General features: G+C 66.7%; 10 protein-coding genes. 7 read left to right on the forward strand and 3 right to left on the reverse strand.

Annotation, left to right across the window (positions count from 1 at the left end):
* Nucleotides 1-125: 125 nt before the first annotated feature.
* The 7 genes from AKG11_RS17710 to AKG11_RS17740 are packed head-to-tail and all read left to right on the forward strand — an operon-like array spanning nt 126 to nt 8,872.
* A complete protein-coding gene (locus AKG11_RS17710) occupies nt 126-1,244 on the forward strand; it encodes a sugar ABC transporter substrate-binding protein (RefSeq protein ID WP_023517104.1) in 1,119 nt (372 codons plus the stop codon).
* 59 nt (nt 1,245-1,303) lie between these two features.
* Complete coding sequence (locus tag AKG11_RS17715) at nt 1,304-2,854, forward strand: sugar ABC transporter ATP-binding protein (RefSeq protein ID WP_050744829.1); 1,551 nt, start codon at nt 1,304-1,306, stop codon at nt 2,852-2,854.
* Between the two features lie 3 nt (nt 2,855-2,857).
* On the forward strand, nt 2,858-3,829 hold the full coding sequence (locus tag AKG11_RS17720) for an ABC transporter permease (RefSeq protein WP_023517102.1): 972 nt from the start codon (nt 2,858-2,860) through the stop codon (nt 3,827-3,829).
* 12 nt (nt 3,830-3,841) lie between these two features.
* The gene (locus AKG11_RS17725; RefSeq protein ID WP_050744830.1) at nt 3,842-5,377 is read left to right on the forward strand and encodes an FGGY-family carbohydrate kinase; all 1,536 of its coding nucleotides are present in this window, start codon (nt 3,842-3,844) and stop codon (nt 5,375-5,377) included.
* Nucleotides 5,374-6,150, forward strand: coding sequence for a DeoR/GlpR family DNA-binding transcription regulator (locus AKG11_RS17730; protein WP_050744831.1), 777 nt, complete (start codon nt 5,374-5,376; stop codon nt 6,148-6,150). Before AKG11_RS17725 ends, AKG11_RS17730 begins: the two co-directional genes overlap by 4 nt.
* A gap of 38 nt (nt 6,151-6,188) precedes the next feature.
* Entirely contained in the window at nt 6,189-7,877 is a 1,689-nt protein-coding gene (locus AKG11_RS17735; protein WP_050744978.1) for a glycerol-3-phosphate dehydrogenase/oxidase, read from the forward strand.
* The gene (locus AKG11_RS17740; RefSeq protein WP_082342483.1) at nt 7,874-8,872 is read left to right on the forward strand and encodes a hypothetical protein; all 999 of its coding nucleotides are present in this window, start codon (nt 7,874-7,876) and stop codon (nt 8,870-8,872) included. Before AKG11_RS17735 ends, AKG11_RS17740 begins: the two co-directional genes overlap by 4 nt.
* 82 nt (nt 8,873-8,954) lie before the next feature.
* Here AKG11_RS17740 and AKG11_RS17745 read toward each other — a convergent pair whose 3' ends face one another.
* The 3 genes from AKG11_RS17745 to AKG11_RS17755 form a co-directional block, all read right to left on the reverse strand.
* Entirely contained in the window at nt 8,955-15,740 is a 6,786-nt protein-coding gene (locus AKG11_RS17745; RefSeq protein WP_245293364.1) for a beta strand repeat-containing protein, read from the reverse strand.
* Between the two features lie 187 nt (nt 15,741-15,927).
* On the reverse strand, nt 15,928-17,943 hold the full coding sequence (locus AKG11_RS17750; protein WP_050744832.1) for a beta-N-acetylhexosaminidase: 2,016 nt from the start codon (nt 17,941-17,943) through the stop codon (nt 15,928-15,930).
* Between the two features lie 5 nt (nt 17,944-17,948).
* Nucleotides 17,949-18,425, reverse strand: coding sequence for a GNAT family N-acetyltransferase (locus tag AKG11_RS17755; RefSeq protein WP_050744833.1), 477 nt, complete (start codon nt 18,423-18,425; stop codon nt 17,949-17,951).
* Nucleotides 18,426-18,555 lie beyond the last annotated feature (130 nt).

The raw sequence follows: 18,555 nt of genomic DNA on the forward strand, positions 1-18,555 counted from the left end.
GGCGCATGCCTTCCTGTGTGCAGAAATGGGCATCTGGAAAATTTGTAACATATATTGACGATATTATAACGACGCTATACGTTACAAATAGCGCTGGACGAAGAGGCGCATTCGGAGGAGAATCCATGAAAACCAGGACTTTGCTGGCAGGTCTGTCAGCGATGACGATCGCCCTTTCTCTGTCCACCGCCGCCGTGGCGAAGGACAGCTATCGCGTTGCCGTGATCCGGTGGGAGCCGAACGACATCTATTTCAACGGCGTGCAGCTCGGGCAGGAGATCGAGAGGAAGCGCATCGAGGAAAAGGATGGCGTGAAGATCGAGTTCACGGTGTTCGGCGCCAATGACGTGAGTGCGCAACGCAATGCGCTCGACGCGCAGATCGCCCGCGGCGTCGATGGCGTGCTCCTGGTTCCGTGGCGCGGCGAGGCGATGATCAAGGTGGTCGAGGACCTCGCCGCCAAGAACGTTCCGGTCGTCGTTTCCAATGCCTTCGTGCCGAAGTCCAAGTCGACCTTCGTCGCCTTCGACAACGAGACGGCCGGCCGCAAGGGCGGCGAGGCGATCGTGAACTGGCTCGACAAGAACCGAGGCGAGAGCTGGCGCAAGCAAGAGGGCGTGATCATCGAGCTGCGCTGCATCATCACCGCATCCTTCGACATCGGCCGCAGCGCCGGCTATCATTCGGCCTTCGATCCGATCGTCAAGGACAACCCGAACATCAAGATCGAATCCCATGAGGCGGGCTGCGACGGGTCCAAGGCCCGCAAGGTCGTCGACGACATGATCTCGCGTTACGGCAAGGACAAGATCCTTGCGGTCGCCAGCATCGACGGCACGATGGGTATCGGCGGTGCGATTCCGGCCTTCGGGGCGCAGGATATGCTGAAGAAGTCGGACGATCCGGCGCATATCCCGGTCGCGACGATCGACGGCACGCAGCCGGAACTCGCAGCGGTGGAGAAGGGCGATCTCACCCACGTCTCGGTGCAGCCGGCGACGGGCGAGGGCATCGTCTCCATGCGTCTGCTCTACGACATGATGAAGAGCGGCAAGCTTCTCGACAAGTCGGCTTCCGCCGGTACCTTCCCCATCGAGGGCGAGGAGCTCTGGGCGCCGGTCGAGATCGTGCCCTCCGAGGCCTTCGACGGCGACTGGTACAAGATCCAGGCCTATTCCGTACCGGAAGACGTGCCGGCGGCCGACGCCCGCAACTGGGCGAACCAGATGAAGGCCGCGAACTGATTGAGTGCCGGGCGGCGGCATGTCGGCCGCCGCCTTCCTTCCCGACCACGAGTAGAACCATGATCCAATCCGCCGCCCTCCCGGCGACCGGGACGCCGTCCTATCGCCTTGCCGGGTTGACCAAGAGCTTCCCGGGCCTCACCGCCGTCGCGGATGTCGATCTTTCCGTGCGCCGCGGTGAGATCCACGGCATCATCGGCCGCAACGGTGCCGGCAAGTCCGTGCTGATGAGCCTGATTTCCGGCGCGCAACAGGCGACGTCGGGCACGATCGAAATCGGCGGCGCGCCTGTCGCCATCGCCGACTACAATCCCGTGCGTGCCCACGGGATCGGCGTTTCGCTCGTGCCGCAGGAGCCGAAATTCGCGCCGCGCCTGTCCGTCGTCGACAACATGTTCATGGGCCAGCCGCTGACCCGCAGGCTCGGCTTCCTGCGCCGTGCCGACATGCGACGCAAGGCCGTCGAGGTTGCCGAGGCCGTCGGGCTTTCCATCGACCCGGACGCGCTGATGCTGACGCTGCCCATCGAGAGCCAGCAATTGCTTGCCTTCGGCAAGGCGCAGTTCATCGACGAGGCGAAGGTCATCCTGCTGGACGAGATCACCGCTTCGCTCTCGCGCGAGCGCAAGACGATGCTGCTGTCGCTGCTGCGCGATCTCGTGCGCCGCCATCCCGACCGGTCCTACACGCTGATCTCGCACCACGTTTCCGAGATCATGGAATTCTGTGACCGCGTCACGGTCATGCGCGATGCCCGCGCCGTCGCCACGCTCGACGTCGCCACCACCACCGGTGCGGAACTCGCCAACTGGATCGTCGGCGACATTCCCGTGATGAGCCTTGATGGCCTCGCGCGCGCCGTGCCGGAAGATCAGTCGCGCCCCATTGCCCGCATTTCCGGCCTCACCCGTCGCGGTGTCTTCGAGGACGTCACGCTGTCGCTCGGCACGGGCGATGTCATCGGTTTTGCCGGGCTGGACGGGTCCGGCAAGGACGAGGCGGCCGAAGCCCTGTTCGGCCTCGGCGTGCTTGACGCCGGAACCTTCGAGATGGAGGGCAGGGCGCTGCATCTTGCATCGCCCGGCGAAGCGATGAAGCACCGTATCGCGCTGCTGCCGAAACATCGCGAGCGCCAGGCCGTCATCCAGGGCCGCTCGATTGCCGAAAACACGCTGATTTCCAGCTACCGCCAGTTCTCCACCGCGCTCGGCCTGATCGATAGCCGCCGCGCCCGTCAGGTGACGGCCGACAAGATCGTCGAGTTCAAGGTCAAGGCCAAGGGGCCGGAGATCGGTATGAGCGGCCTTTCCGGCGGCAACAAGCAGAAGGTTCTGATCGCGCGCCTGACGCTGAACGCGCCGCGCCTGCTCATCCTCAACGAACCGACACGCGGCGTCGATCTCGCCACGAAACCCGAAATCCTCAAGGCGATCCGCACCGATCTGTCGCGCGACAGTGCGGTGATCATGCTGACGGAGAGCGAGGAGGAGATGATTACGGTCTGCGACCGCATCTATGTCTTCTTCCGTGGCCGCATTATCGCCGTCCTCAAACGCGGTGAGGAGAACTTCACCGTCTCCGCGCTCTACAAGACCATTCAAGGAGTTTGAACGATGTCCAGCACAGTCCGGCTGTTCTCCCGTCTGATGGAGCGCCACCTCATCTGGGCGCTGCTTGCCGTTCTCGTCGCCGTCGGGCTCACTGTTCCCGGTTTCGCCTCGCTGCAGAACATCACCAACGTGCTCTGGGCGGCAGCGCCGCTCGGCTGCATGGTGCTCGGCCTCTTCCTCGTCCTGCTCATCAAGGAGGTCGATCTCTCGCTGGAATCGAGCTTTGCCTTTGCGCCGGCCGTTGCCATCGTGGCGATGACGGTCTGGGCGCCTGATGTGGTCCATCCCGTTCTCGCCGTCATCCTGACGCCGGTCGTTGGCCTGCTTGTCGGCCTTGCAGCAGGCGCCTTCGCGGTAAACCTGCGCGTCAACGCCTTCCTCGTGACGCTCGCGACGCTGCTCGTGATGCGCGGTGCCGTGGTCTTCCTCATTCCCGAGGGTGTCTACTACCTGCCAGCCGAGTATACCTATCTCGGCGAAGCACGCTGGTTCGGCATTCCGGTTGCGATCTTCGTCTGGCTCGTGCTCTACGGCGTTGCCTATATCTTCATGGAGCGCCATCGCATCGGCAAGGAGATCTACGCCATCGGCAACAACGAGGAAGCCGCCTTCCTTGCCGGTGTAAAGGTGCACCGCACGAAAATCCTCTGCTTCGGCATTGCCGGCCTTGCCGCCGCCGTCGGCGGCCTCCTGGAAGTCGGGCGCCTGCAATCGGTCGTCGCCGATCTCGGCGAAGGTGACATCCTCATGGTCTTCGCCGGCACCATTCTCGGCGGCACCAGCCTTAATGGCGGCATCGGGCGGCTTTCGGGCGTGTTCGGCGCGGTCATCGTCATCGCCATCATCGAGAACCTGATGAACCTCACCGGCATCGAGCCCTCGATCCGGCAGATGGTCTTCGGTTGCGTGCTGCTTGTCGCGATCTATCTTGCCAGCCTGCAGGACCGTTTCGCCCTGCATGCAAGCCGGAACTGACGGGAGAGAACGATGGCGCTGCTTCTGGGCATCGATAATGGCCTCACGGTCACCAAGGCGGTGATTTTCGAGGAGGACGGCACGCCGGTCGCCGTCGCGCGGCGGCGGGTGCCGCAGTCTTTCCCCGAGCCGCGCCATGTCGAGCGCGATATGGCGGGCCTGTGGACCGCGACCGCCGAGGCGATCCGCGAGGCGATCGAGAAGAGCGGCCGGCCGGCCGGCGACATCAAGGCCATCGCGGCCACCGCCCATGGCGACGGCCTCTACCTGCTCGACGGTGACAAGCGCCCGCTCGGCGCCGGCATCCTCTCGCTCGACAGCCGCGCCGGCGGGATCGTCGATGCGTGGGAGAAGGACGGCGTGGCGCGACGCGCGCTGGAGCTGACCGGCCAGACCGCCCACGCCTCGGCGCCCTCGGCCCTGCTTGCCCATATCCGGCAGCACGAGCCGGAGCGCTACCGCGCCATCGGCCATGTCTTCACCTGCAAGGACTGGCTGCGCTTCTGCCTGACCGGTGTCGTCGGCACCGATCTGACCGAGGCGAGCACGAGCTTCACCAATGTGCGCACGCAGGCCTTCGACAGGGCGGCGCTGGAGGTCTTCGGCCTCGGCGACCTCTGGCCGGCCCTTCCACCCGTTGCGCGGCCGGATGAGATCATGGGTACGGTAACGCGCGACGCGGCGGCAGCGACCGGCCTCCTCAAGGGCACGCCCGTTGCCGCCGGCCTGCACGACGTGACGGCCTCGGCGCTCGGCATCGGCGGCCATGCGCCGGGTCTGCTGGCGGTCGTCGCCGGGACCTATTCGATCAACGAGCTGGTCACCGAGGAACCGATGGCCGATCCGCGCTGGTTCTGCCGCAACGGCATCCGCAAGGGCTGGTGGAATTCCATGGCCATCTCCCCGGCCTCCACCGCGAACTACGACTGGTTCCTCGACAATTTCTGCCGCGACCTTTCGGAAAGGGCCGAGCACGAGGCGACCGACATCCATACGCTGCTGCAGCCGGAACTTGCGCGGGCGCTGGGAAAGCCGTCGGACATCGCCTTCCATCCCTTCCTCTTCGGCTCGCCCTTCGGCAGCGGTGCAAGCGCCGGCTTCTTTGGCATGCACGGCTGGCACGAGCGCGGCGACCTTCTGAAGGCCGTGCTGGAAGGCATCGTCTTCAATCACAAGCTCCACATCGACGACCTCCTGTCGCGCGTGCCGGTGGAGCGCATGCGCATCAGCGGCGGTGGCGCGCGCAGCCCGGTTCTGGCGCAGATGTTCGCCGACGCGACGGGGCTCGCCGTCGACGTTTCCTCCGCCGACGAGGCGGCCGCCTGGGGCGCGGCGCTCGTCGCCGGTACTGCGGTCGGGCTCTATGCGAGCCCGGAAACCGGCGCGGCGGCGACGACCCGTATCCTGCGTTCCTACCAGCCGGATGCGGTGCGCAGCGCCCGGCTTGCCGAGCGCTACAATCTCTATAGACAGCTTGCGGACGGGATGGCGCCCCACTGGCGGGCCATCGAGGATCTCGCAAAACGGTCAAGGGGAGTGGACGGATGAAGGCGGAAGCACGGCGCGAGGAGATTGCCGACTACATCATGAGGGCCGGCCAGGCGCGCATCGAGGATCTCGTCGAGCATTTCGGCGTGTCGCGCATGACCATTCACCGGCATATCGACGCGCTCGCCCAGCAGGGTGTGCTGCGTAAGCTGCACGGCATGGTCACAGTCCAGCCTTCCGGTCTTTACGAAAGCACGTTCCGCTACCGCGAGACGGTGGGCAAGGGGGAGAAGGAAGCGCTCGCCCGCGCCGCCATGGCCTATGTCGAGGCCGGACAGGCCGTGATGCTCGACGATTCTTCCACGGCCTGCGCACTTGCGGACCTCCTGCCGGAGGCCCATCCGCTCACCGTCATCACGAACAGCTACATTTCGGCGGGCAAGCTGATCGAGGCCGAGGAAGTGGAACTGATCAGCCTCGGCGGCAAGTACCACCGCAACTACAACGCCTATATCGGCATCACCTGTGAGAAGGCGGTATCAAGCCTTCGGGCGAACGTTCTCTTCTGTTCCGCCTCTGCCATCGACGGCGTGACGGCGTTCATCCAGGACGCGCAGGTCACCAAGGTCAAGCAGGCGATGATGGCCTCGTCGAGCCGCAAGATCCTGCTCGTTGATTCCTCGAAATTCGGCAAGGTCGCCCTCAACGTGCTGAGCGATCTGACCGCCTTCGACGTCGTACTGACGACGGACCGGGTCGACGAAGCGGTGAGGGCGCGTCTGAAAGACGCCGGCGTCAAACTCGAAATCGTGAAAATGGGCAAGAGTACATGAATGCGACAGCAGCAGGCGCCGCCGCCTTTCCCGGCGGCATGGGCGAACGGATGGCGGCGATGGCGGCGCGCGGCACGGTCGACGTTCTCATCGTCGGGGCAGGTGTCAACGGCGCGGGCCTTTTCCGCGACCTGACGGCCCAGGGGCTCGACTGCCTGCTGATCGAGAAGAACGATTATGCCGCCGGCACCAGCGCGGCGCCCTCCCGTCTCATCCACGGCGGGCTGAAATATCTCGAGACGGGCGAGTTCCGCCTCGTCGCGCAGTCGACGCTGGAGCGCAACCTGCTGCTCGCCAATGCGCCGCACTACGTCAAGCCGCTGCCGACGCTGATCCCGATCTTCTCCTGGACGAAGGGTATCGGTGCGGCGCTGCGCACGCTGTTCGGCTCGAAGAGCGCCCCCCGCAGCCGCGGCGCGCTGCTCGTCAAGATCGGCCTGATGCTCTACGATTTCTATGGCGCGCGCCACCGCGTCATGCCGCGCCATTCGACGGCAAGCCGGGCCGCCTCGCTGCGCGATCTGCCGGCGCTGACGCCCGACATCGTGGCGACGGGCACCTATTACGACGCCACCGTCACCCATCCCGAGCGCCTGATCCTCGAACTCGTACGCGACGGCCTTGCCGACAGCCCGCGGTCCGCGGCGCTCAACCATGTCCGGCTGGAACGCGCCGCGGACGGCGCTCTGACGGTCAGAAGCCTCACCGGCGAGGCGGAGGCGACCGTACGGCCGAAGATCGTCGTCAATGCGGCCGGTCCCTGGATCGACGAGGTGAACGCCATCCTCGGCGAACCCTCGCGCATGATCGGCGGCACCAAGGGGTCGCATATTTTGCTCGACCATCCTGACCTGTTGAAGGAATTGAAGGGACGGATGATCTATTTCGAGGCGGATGACGGGCGCATCTGCCTGGTCTTCGAATATCTCGGCCGTGCCCTTGCCGGCTCGACCGACATCAAGGCGGCCAATCCCGATACGGTGCGTTGCGAGCCCGACGAGGTGGAATACCTCCTCGAAAGCCTGCGCAGGCTCCTGCCGAAGCTTCGCTTCTCTCGCGACCAGATCGTCTATGTCTATAGCGGTATCCGCCCGCTGCCGGCTTCCGATGCGAAGGATCCGGGCCTCATCACCCGCGACCACGCGACGCCGGTCCTCGAACCCGCCGCCGGCCGGCCCTATCCGGTCTATTCGCTCGTCGGCGGCAAGTGGACGACCTTCCGGGGCTATGCGGAAGAAGTGGCGGACATGCTGATGAAGCGCCTTGGCGCAAGCCGCAAGGCTTCGACCCGAGACCTCGCCATCGGCGGGGGGCGTGACTATCCGAAGAACGAGGCGGGAAAGCAGGCGTGGATTGCCGGTCTCGCACGGGAAACCGGGCTTGCGGAGAAGCGCGTCGGCGATCTCTTCGCCCACTACGGCACCACGGCGCGGGTCGTTGCGGCGCATGTCGCCGCGGTTCCGGCCGATGCGCCGCTTCCCGACGCTCCGGACTACAGCACCGGCGAGGTGGATTACGTGCTGCGCAACGAGCAGGTCGGCTCGCTGGCGGACCTGGCCTTCCGTCGCACGACGCTTGCCGTGACCGGCCGTCTGACGGCGCGACTGGTCGAGGCGCTCGCCGTCCAGGCGGGCGAGACGTTCGGCTGGGATGCGGCCCGCCGTGCCGATGAAATCGCCGCCGTTCGCGCGCGGCTGAAGACCTTCCATGGAGTTGATCTGACATGATGCCCAAGAGCTACGACGAGAAGATGGCGCGCATCCGCGCCGGCACCTACCGATCGGGTGATTTCATCCTCGTCGATGCCAAGGATGCCGACATTTCCGGCGGCATCCTGACGACGGGTTTTCGCCGCGGCGCAGACGGGATCGCGGCCGGCAGCCGCACGCGCCGGGAGTTCCTCGCCGAGATGGAAACCCTTATCGCGGAAAAAGCCGTCGATGTCATGCTGGGCTCTGCGAGCAACATCGAGCGGCTCGTCGAGCGCGGCAGCTTCGACGGCAGCCCCGTGACGCCGGCCTTTCGTGCCAACGAGACGACCGACGTCTGGCTCAACATCCGCGGCGGCCGCTATCGCGAGACGCCGGCTCAGCCCTATCGCGGCGCCGATCTTCTGCGCGCGCAGGCTGAGCTCTGCCTGTTCTCGATGACCTTCAACAACGATGCCGTTGCAGACGTCGCCATGCTGGAGGCCTACCGGACCTTCCGCGCCGACGCACGCACCGCCGGCAAGCGGCATTTCCTCGAAGTGTTCAATCCGAATGCCGCAACGGGCTTCGGCGTTGCCGAGGCCGGCGCCTTCGTGAACGACTGCATCGTACGGGCTTTGGCGAGCCTCACGCGCGCCGAGCGGCCGGAGTTTCTGAAGATCGTCTATAACGGCCGCCGCGCGCTCGAAGAGCTGGTCGCTCATGACGACACTGTCGTCGTCGGCGTGATGGGCGGGGCGAGCGGCACGCATCGCGATGCGATGGAAATGGTCGCCCGCGCCGAGGCGAGCGGCGCCCGCCTCGCCATTTTCGGCCGCAAGATCAACCTTGCCGAACACCAGCTGTCGCTGACGACCTGGATGCGCGCCGTCGCGAACCGAAACGTGACGCCGGCGGAAGCCGTGCGCGGCTATCACGGCGACCTGCAGCGGTTCGGCCTGAAGCCGGACCGCGCGCTCGACCTCGACAACACGATCACCGATGCGGCACTGAGGGAAGACGGTAGCCCGTAGCCGTCTGCGCAGAAGCGGCCGATCCAAATGCAGTTCGCCCCGGCTTGCCGGGGCGAACGTGTTTTCAGGCTTTGTCGCTTGATCAGACCGTGAGGTAGGAGGAGATGATCGACGCGATCTCCGATTGCGCATCGCTCTCGGCCTTGGGCTCTGCAGAGCTCGGATCTTCCGCTGCAGACTCGTCGCTCATGGGCGGAGAGGCGAAGTTCTGTGCGCCCCCGCCACCTTGCGGCAGGGCGTTGATCTGTGCCGAGGTCATGGCGGCAAGCTGGCCGGGCGTGAAGGCGGCAGCCTGCTCGGTGGAAAGACCGGCGAGTGTCGCCGTGCCGAGGCCGGAAATCGCGCTTGAGCTCAGCGAGATGATATCCTCGGCCGAGAACGTGGCTAGGTCGTCGGCACCGAGGGCCGCGGCCTGTGTCGCCGTCAGCGCACCGATCTGGTCGGACGAGAGCGCCCCCACCTGCTGGGCGCCGAGTGCCGACATCTGGCCATAGGTGAGAGCGGCGACCTGAGCCGTCGACAGGGCTGCGATCGACGCCGTCGACAGTGCGCCGATCGTGCCGCTCGAAAGCCCGCGGATGGCTGCCGTGCCGATGGCCGCCAGCTCCTCGGAGGAGATGGTCTGCATCTGTGCGGAGGTGAGGCCGGCAATGCCCGGCAGGCTCAGCGCGGCGATCTGGGCCAGCGACAAGGCCTCGACCTGTGCGGTGCTGAGTGCTGCGATCTGGGCACTGCTGAGGCCGGAGATCGCTGCCGTGCCGAGGGCGGCGATTTCACCTTCGGAGAGCGTCGCCATATAGCCCGGCGGCAGGCCCTTGATCGCGCTGGCGCTGATCGCGGCGAGCTTGCCGTGCGAGAACGTGTCGAGCGCCTCGGTCGAAAGGCCTGCAAGGGCGGATGAACCGAGGGCCGCGATCTGGCTTGTCGTGAGCGCTTCGACCTGTTCCAGCGTCAGGCCGCCGGTCTGCGTGCTAGTAAGACCGGCCACACCGCCCGTGCTGAGCGCTGCGATCTGGGCAGGCGTCAGTGCGCTGACGTCGATGGCATCGAGGGCGGCAACCTGCTTGGAGGTGAGGGCTCCCAGCTGCTGGGCGGAAAGCCCGGCGACCTGAGCGGAGGTGAGGGCGGCGACCTGGCTTGTGGTGAGCCCGCTGATCCCCGCAGCGCTGAGTGCGGCGATCTGGCTGGCCGAGAAGCCGGCAAGCACCGCCGGCGACAGGCCGGCAATCGCGCTCGAGCTGATGGCCGCCATGTCGGCCGTCGAGAACAGCGCGATGTCATCCGCATCGAGCGCCGCGATCTGCTGCGAGCTCAGGGCGCCGACCTGGGCGCTTGTCAGCGCCTCGACCTGGTCGGCGGTCAGTGCGCCGATCTGGGCGCTCGACAGGCCGGAAATGCCGGAGGGGCTGAAGGCGGCGATCTGCTCGGGGCTGAGCGCGGCGAGCGTTGCCGTCGACAGACCGGACATGGCCCGTGAATTGATCGCGGCAAGATCGGCCGTCGAGAACAGTTCGAGGTCTTCGGCCTCAAGCGCTGCGATCTGATGCGAATTCAGCGCGGCGACCTGCTTGCTGGTCAGGGCCTCCGCCTGGCTGCTGGAAAGCGCTGCGACCTGCGCGGTGGAAAGGGCAGCGATGCCGGCCGTGCCGAGGGCGGCGATCTGCTCGGGCGAGAGGACTGCGATGTCATCCGTACCGAGCGCGCCGATCTGTGCCGATCCGAAGGCGGCGAGCTGGGTCTTGGTCAGCGCCTCCAGCTGGTCGCTGCTGAGGGCGTTGACCTGTGTGGATGTCAGGCCGGCCCCGTTCAGCGCTGCGATCTGCGCCGTCGTCAGGGCCGCGATGGTTGCCGCCGACAGGCCGGAGACCGCGCCCGATGTGATTGCGGCCATCTCGGCGGCGGTGAAGGTCTCCATCGTGTCGGCGCTGAAGGCGGCGACCTGGCTGGAACTCAGTGCGGCGATCTGGCCGCTGGTCAGCGCCTCGGCCTGGCTGGTGGACAGGACGGAAATCTGGTCCGTGGTGAGGCCGGAAACACCGGCCGAGCCGAGGGCGGCGATCTGCGCCGGGGAAAGGGCGGCGATGTCGTCCGTGCTGAGCGCTGCGGTCTGCTTCGACCCGAGGGCGGCGAGCTGGGCCGTGGTGAGCGCACCGACCTGATCGGTGGAAAGGGCGGCGATCTGGCTGCTCGTCATGCCGGAAAGGCCGGCCGGGCCGAGCGCGGCGATCTGGCTTGTCGTCAGCGAGGCGAGCATGTCGGTCGACAGGCCCGACATCGCGCTGGAGCTGATGGCGGCCATGTCGGCGACGGAGAAGGTGTCGAGGTCGTCGAGATCGAGCGCCGCGATCTGGCGCGAGGTGAGGGCGGCGACCTGCTTGCTGCTCAGGGCCTCGGCCTGGGCGGTGGAGAGCGCCGCGATCTGGTCGGTGGAGAGGCCGGCAATGGCGGCCGTGCTGAGGGCGGCAACCTGCTCCGTCGAAAGCGCGGCAATGTATTCCGTGCCGAGCGTTGCGATCTGCCGGGCATCGAGGGCGCGAACCTGGGCAGGCGACAGGGCGTCGAGCTGGGCGCTGGTGAGGGCCTGGATCTGGCGGGTTGCAAGGCCGCCGATCGCAGCGGTGCTGAGGGCTGCCACCTGCGCCGTCGAGAGGTTCGCGATTGCGGCCGTCGAGAGGCCGGAGACCGCGTTTGCGCCGATGGCGGCGATCTCGCGCGTCGAGAAGGTGGCGATGTCGTCGGTCCCGAAGGCCGCAAGCTGCGCCGAGCTCATTGCGCCGATCTGGGTGCTGGTGAGCGCCTCGGCCTGGGCGACGCTGAGCGCTTCGAACTGCCGTGCCGTCATGCCGCCGATACCGGCGGTGCTGAAGGCTGCGATCTGGGCGGTCGAAAGGGCCGCGAGCGTTTCGGTCGAGATCCCGGCAATGGCGTTCGAGCCGATGGCGGCGATATCCCGGGTCGAGAAGGTGGCGAGGTCATCGGCACCGAAGGTGGCGAGCTGGGCGGAGCTGAGGGCCGCAACCTGCTGGCTGGTCAGGGCTTCGGCCTGCGCCGTGGAGAGGGCGGCGAGCTGCTGGGCGCTCATCGCGCCGATGGCGGCGGTGCTGAAGGCGGCAATCTGTGCCGTCGAGAGCGCGGCGATTGCGGCCGGAGACAGCCCGGCGATGGCGCCGGAGCTGATCATGCCGATATCCCTCGGCGAGAAGGTGGCGATGTCGTCGGTGCCGAGTTCGCTGATCTGGTCGGATTTGAGGGAGCCCACCTGCGCGCTGGTCAGCGCTTCGGCCTGGGCGGTGGAAAGGGTGGCGAGCTGTTCGGAGGTGAAGCCCGCGATGCTGCCGGCATTGAGCGCGGCGATCTGAGCCGTGGTCAGCGCCGCCACGTTGTCGGTTCCCAGCGCGGCGATCTGCGCGGAGGAGAGTGCCGCCATCTGGCGGTTGTTGAGGGCGTTGATCTGCGTCGTGGTGAGTGCCGCGATCTGATTTGCGGTCAGGCCGGAAATGCCGACGCCGCTGAGCGCATTGATCTGCGCGCTCGTCAGCGAGGCGATGTCGGCGGGGCTGAGGGCACCGACCTGTCCGGAGTTGAGCCCGCCGATCTGTGCCGTGGTCAGGGCCGCGACCTGCTCGGAGGTGAGGCCCGCCATCTGGTTCGTGGTGAGGCCGCTGATGGCGGCCGGGTTGAGACTGGCGATCTGCGCGGTGGAGAGGACATCGATGTCGTCGTCAAGGCCGGCGAGCTGGGTGGCGTTCAGCGCCCGCAGCTGGGCGGTGGAGAGCTGGCTCACCTGCTGGGAGGTCAGCGCATCGAGCTGGCTGCTGGTCAGGCCCGTCATGCTGCTCGTGCTGAGCGCGGCAAGCTGATCGGAGGAGAGCGCGGTGATGGAGCCGGCACTCAGGCCGGGAATGGCGCGGAAGGAAAGGGCGGCGACCTGCGCGGTCGAAAGCGCCCGGATGTCTTCCACCTCGAAGGCGCCGGCCTGCGTGGGGGTGAGGCTGGCGATCTGGGCGGTGGTGAGGGCGGCGATCTGGGCGGAGGACAGCGCCTCGATCTGCCGGGCGCTCATGCCCGGGATCGCATAGCGGTCGAGAGCGGCGATCTGGCTGGCCGAAAGGCCGGTGAGCACATCGGCATCAAGCCCGGAAATCGCCCGGCTGCTGATGGCCGCAAGGTCGGCGCTCGAGAAGGTCGCGATGTCGGCCGCGGTCAACGCGGCAAGCTGGTTGGCGCTCAGCGCCTTGACCTGGGTCGGGGTCAGGGCCTCGATCTGTGCCGTGCTCAGCGCTTCGATCTGGCTGGGCGAAAGGATGGCGATGACACTGGCACTGAGGGCTGCGATCTGGCCGGTGGTGAGCGAGGCGAGGACCGTTCCGTCCATCCCGGAGAACTGCTTGGCGGAAAGGCCGGCGATCTGCGCGGTCGACAGCGCGCCGACCTGCTCGTCCGAAAGCCCGATGAAGGCATCGGACGTGATGCCCTGCATCGCCTTGGCATTGATCGCCGCTATGTCCTCCGTCGAGAAGGTGGCAAGGTCGTCCGCGCCGAGGAACGCGATCTGCTGGGCGCTGAGCGCGCGGACCTGCACCGGCGAGAAGGCCTCGACCTGCTCGGGGGTGAGGGCGGCGATCTGCGTCGACTTCAGGCTGGCGATGGCGCTGGTTCCGAGGGCCGCGATCTGGTCGGTGGAAAGCGCGGCGATGGCCTCACTGCTGAGGCCGGAGATGGCCTTGGCATTGATCGCGGCGATATGTGCTTCGGTGAGCATCGCCATGTCTTCAGGGCCGAGGGCTGAAAGCTGTGTCGCGCCGAGTGCCGCGACCTGGGCGGTGGAAAGCGCCTCGATCTGTTCGGCTTCGAGGGCGCGGATCTGCGCACCCGTCAGGCTGCCGAGCGCGCCGCCGCTGAGCGCGGCGATCTGGTCGGTGGTGAGGGTCGCGACGGCGGCCGTGCTGAGGCCGGAAATGCCGCGATTGCTGATGGCCGCCATGTCCGCGGTCGAGAAGGTGGCGATGGCGTCCGGCGCCAGTGCGGCGAGCTGGACGGCGCTCATGGCGCGGACCTGATTGGGCGTGAAGGCCTCGACCTGCTCGGTGGTGAGCGCGGCGAGCTGCGACGATTTGAGGGCCGTGATCTGGCCGGTCGTCAGTGCCGCGATCTGCTCGGGGGTGAGGCGGGAGATGGAGTCGCTGCCGAGGCTGGAAAGCGCGTTGACCGAAAGCGCGGCGATATCGGCGGTCGAGAAGGTTTCCAGCGCCTCGGGAGAGAGAACGCCGACCTGCCGGGCCGTCAGCGCCTTGACCTGCGCGACCGTGAGGGCTTCGGCCTGTGCGACTTCGAGCGCGGCGATCTGCTGCGTCGAGAGGCCGGGGATCGATTTCACGCTGAGCGCGGCGATCTGGTCGGTGGAAAGGCTGGCAATCGTGCCGGTGGAAAGGCCCGTTACGGCGCTCGCCGAGAGGGCGGCGATGTCGGCGGTCGAGAACACCGCAAGGTCATCGGCTTCGAGCGCGGCGATCTGGGTTGCGGTGAGCGCCTTGGCCTGCACCGGCGAGAGGGCTTCGACCTGGTCGCTGGCGAGGACGGCGATCTGGGCGGTCGTCAGGCCGGGGATGGCGCTGCTGTTGACGGCGGCGATCTGGAGCGTGGAGAACAGCGCGATGCCGGCGGTGCCGAGCGCGGCGATCTGTCTTGCGGAAAGCGCGTTGATCTGCGCCGTCGACAGTGCCTCGATCTGCGCCTGCGAAAGGGCGGCGACGGCGGCGGTGTTGAGCCCCTTCAGCGCAGTGTTATTGATGGCGGCGAGGGCGTCGCTGGAGAGCGCGGCGATATCGTCGGCACCGAGCGCGCCGATCTGCGCCATGTTCATCCCGCGCACCTGGGTGGACGTGAAGAGCTCGATCTGGGCCGGGCTGAGGGCATTGATCTGCATCACCGTCAGGGCCTGGATGGCGGACGGGCTGAGCGCCTCGATCTGGTCGGCGGAGAGTGCGGCGATGACGCCGATGCTGAGGCTGGGAACGGCACGGCTGGAGATCGCCGCGATATCCTGGCTGGAGAAGGTGGCAAGGCCGGACGATCCCATGGCCGTAAGCTGCTGGCCGGTAAGCGCGCGGACCTGCGCCGGGGTCAATGCCTCGATCTGCGCGGTGTTCATGGCGCTGATCTGGGTCGATCGGAGACCTGTCAGCGCGCTGGTGCTGAGCGCTGCGATCTGTGTCTCGCTGAAGGCGGCAACCGCTTCGGCGCTGAGTGCCGCGATCTGCGTCGGCTTGAGGAGTGCGACCTGCGCCGTCGTGAGCGCTGCGATCTGTTCCGGGGTCAGCGACGTGGTCTGCGCCGGCGTGAAGCCCGCGATGGCGAGCGGCGTCAGGGCGCTGATCTGTTCGGAGGAAAGGGCGGCGATGGCCGCGGTGCCGAGAAGCTGCACGGCCTTGTAGCTGATGGCGGCCATGTCGTCGGTGGAGAAGGTCGCGATATCCGCGGGGTCGAGGGCGGCGAGCTGGGCGGCGCTCAGCATGCGGACCTGCGAGACCGTCAGCGCCTCCGCCTGCTCGGACGACAGGCCTCTCATCTGGGTCGCGGTGAGGGCGGCGACCTGGGAGGGTGCAAGGTTCTCGATGGCGATTTTGTCGAGAGCGCTGAGCTGGTCGAGCGACAGGCCGATGATGGCGCTTTGCGAAATGGCGCTCAGCTGTCGGGTGTTGAGGGTCTCGATGTCCTCCACTTCCAGCGCTGCGATCTGCTTGGAAGAGAAGGCATTGAGCTGGCTCGTGGAGAGCGAGGCGACGTCCTCCGTCGTCCAGGCCAGGATTGCCGAAGTGGAGAGTTGCTTGATCTGGGCGATGCTCAGGGTGGGCACGATCGACGTCATGGGCAAAGTCCTGAAATATGGAATCGAAAGAACAGCAAATTCACCATTCGGCTGATTTTCGATACAATCGCGAGCTTGCCTGAACCTGTACGTGGAGGTTGCGGGGCGGAATGCCTGATTTCCCGGGAGTTTGCGGGCTTTCCTGCCCGCGCGGGACGGCCGAAGGGTGCGCCTGCCGGCCGGTGTTCTACGCGGCGCCGTAAAGCACCGGCATGAGGCCTGCGGAAGCCTGGAAACGCCGCCAGGATTTGTGTTCCGGTCGGGTCCAGCCGGTTTCGGCGACGGCCGAGAGGCGGGGGAAGACGAGACGGTCGAAGACGGCGCGGTCGAGCATCGGCTCTGACCAGATGCAGGCCTGCACGCCGAGCAGTCTGGCCTTCTGCGCCTCGTTCCAGCCGGAGACGGGATCGAAGGCGTAGGTCATTTCTGGCGTCGAGGCGCCAGCCCAGCTTGCTCCCGGCTCGTCCCAGTCGGCCGAATGCGCCATGTCGAGATAATAGGCCTGGCCTGGGCAGACGACCATCGTGTAGCCCTCGTCGGCAAGTGCCGCCGAGGCCGCGACGTCCCGCCAGCCGCAGAGATAGGTCGTGTCCTTGTCGATGACGTTGCCGTGCGCGGCTTCCTGCCAGCCGCCGGTGGTGCAGCCCTGTGCGGTGAGGAATGCCTGGATGCGCCTGAGGAAGATCGCCTGCAACGCCGCCGCGCCGGACCCTTCGATGGCATCGGCGCCGTGCGTGTTGGTGATCACGTTGAGCCGTTTCGCATGGGCTTCGCTCATGTCCCTTCCGGCGATTTCGGACAGTTTCGCGAGCGCCTCCGGCGAGCCGGACCACGCGCCGATCGGGACTTCGTCTGCGCCGATGTGGATGGTTCGGAAGGGGAAAAGCGCGATCAGTTCCGCAAGGATCGTTTCCACGACACGGTAGGTCGTCTCGCGTGCGGGGTTGAGGCAATTGTCGGCAAAGCCCTGGACCGAATGATAGCTGCCCCGCTCGTCGGGATCGCGGAGCTCGGGGATGGCCATTTGCAGGGCATGGCAATGGCCGGGCATGTCGATTTCCGGCACGATCTCGATGCCGTAGTCCTGGGCATGTCCGACGATGTCGCGGATGGCAGCCTTGCTGTAGTAGCCGCCGCTGCGTTCCGCGCCGGTACCGAGCAAAGGCGGAATGGCAAGACCTTCGCCGCGCCAGGCGCTTGTTGCCGTCAGTGCCGGATAGGCATCGATCTCGACCCGCCAGGCCTCGTCGTCGGAGAGGTGCCAGTGGAAGCGGTTGAGCTTGTTCCAGGCGAGAACGGAAAGGAGCCGCCGGATTTCCGCTGCGCCGTAGAACCGGCGTGCCACGTCGAGATGCAGCCCGCGCCAGCCCATCGCCGGCGCATCGGCGATCTGTCCTTCTGCCGGAAACCCGAAGGCGTGCGGATAATGATGCGCGCCGCGCCAGATCTGGCCGAGCGTGATGAGCCCATAGAGGAATCCGGTCTGCCCGGAGGCGTGGATGGCGACGGAGCCGGGTGTGAAGACCAGTTCATGCGCCTCGGCGGCGAGCGTTTGCCGTATGTGGAAATGCACCGGCAGTCCGCCCTCCTCGGCAGCGCGGACGATGCCTTCGACGGCGAAAAGTGCTTCGGTCAGCCGCCGGAATGCTGCCGCCGCCGCCGTTGCCATGGCATCTTCCGCAAGAAGCGTCAGGCCGGCGGGGGCGGAGCCGAGGCGGGTGAGCGCGACATGGTTCGGCCAGGGGATGACCGAAACCGGTGCCGGTGGTCTGGCGGGCACGGGATAGGGCTCCATGCCCCGTTTCGGCGCAGCGTTGCCGCCCATGCGCTTCGTCGGCGTGGTGGCGACCTGGCGCGTGCTGCCGTCGGGAAAGAGCAGATAGGCGCCGCGTGCACCATCCGTCCAGTGCTGGAATGGCCAGGACAGGCCATGGATGGTGACGGTCCAGCTCGCGCCGGCGCCAAGCTCCAGCCCCTCCGGCGGCAGCAGCTCCGTGAAGGTTGAAAGCCGCCGGCCGATATGGCCGCCCTCCGCGGTTGCCGTGGCATCGACCTGACAGGGGCCGCTGAAGCACAGGCGGAAATTGTCGATGGCGGTCGCCCCGTCGTTGTGCAACGTGAGCCGGTAGGCCATCGCCTGCTCCCCCGCGGCCGGGATCCAGACGGTTTCGAGCGTAAGGCCGTAGAGGTCATGCGCCGGCATGGCAATCATCCCTGGACCGGCAGCATGCCGGCATAGATACCGGGCGCCGAGTCCGGGATCGGCATGGCATTGACCGTCTTCTCGTAGAAGGCCGAAGGTCCGACATCGCCGATGATCGCATAGCCGTATCCCATCGCCTTCAGGTCGAAGAGGCTGGCAAGCAACAGGGCGTGGCCGATGCCGAGCCCGCGCGCGTCCGCTTCCACCCCCGTCGGCCCGAAAAAGCCGCGGGCGATCGCTTCATGACAGGCGAAACCGACGAGCCGGCGCTCGCGGGTTGCGATGAAGACGGTGGGTGGCTGGCGCGTCAGCGCGACCGCGGTCTCGCTGGCCCAGCCATTGCCGAACGTATCCGCCACCCAGTCGGTGACGAGCCTGGCTTCGGGCGCAAGGGCCCTGCGGATCGTCACGCCGGCCTGCGTCATCCGGGCATCGAGCGCCGGGTCGGGATCAAGACGCGAGAGATTGACGAGATAGTCCAAGGCCACGCCTCCGGTTCGGTGATCCCCTTAGAGGATTGGTAGTCAATCGCCGTGATTCAGGCAAACTGCCAGATTTTGTGTGGCCGATGGCGATAGGAATTCCCTATCAAGCCATTCGAACTGGCCCCTT

Source organism: Shinella sp. SUS2 (genome assembly GCF_001262505.1).
GTDB lineage: Bacteria > Pseudomonadota > Alphaproteobacteria > Rhizobiales > Rhizobiaceae > Shinella.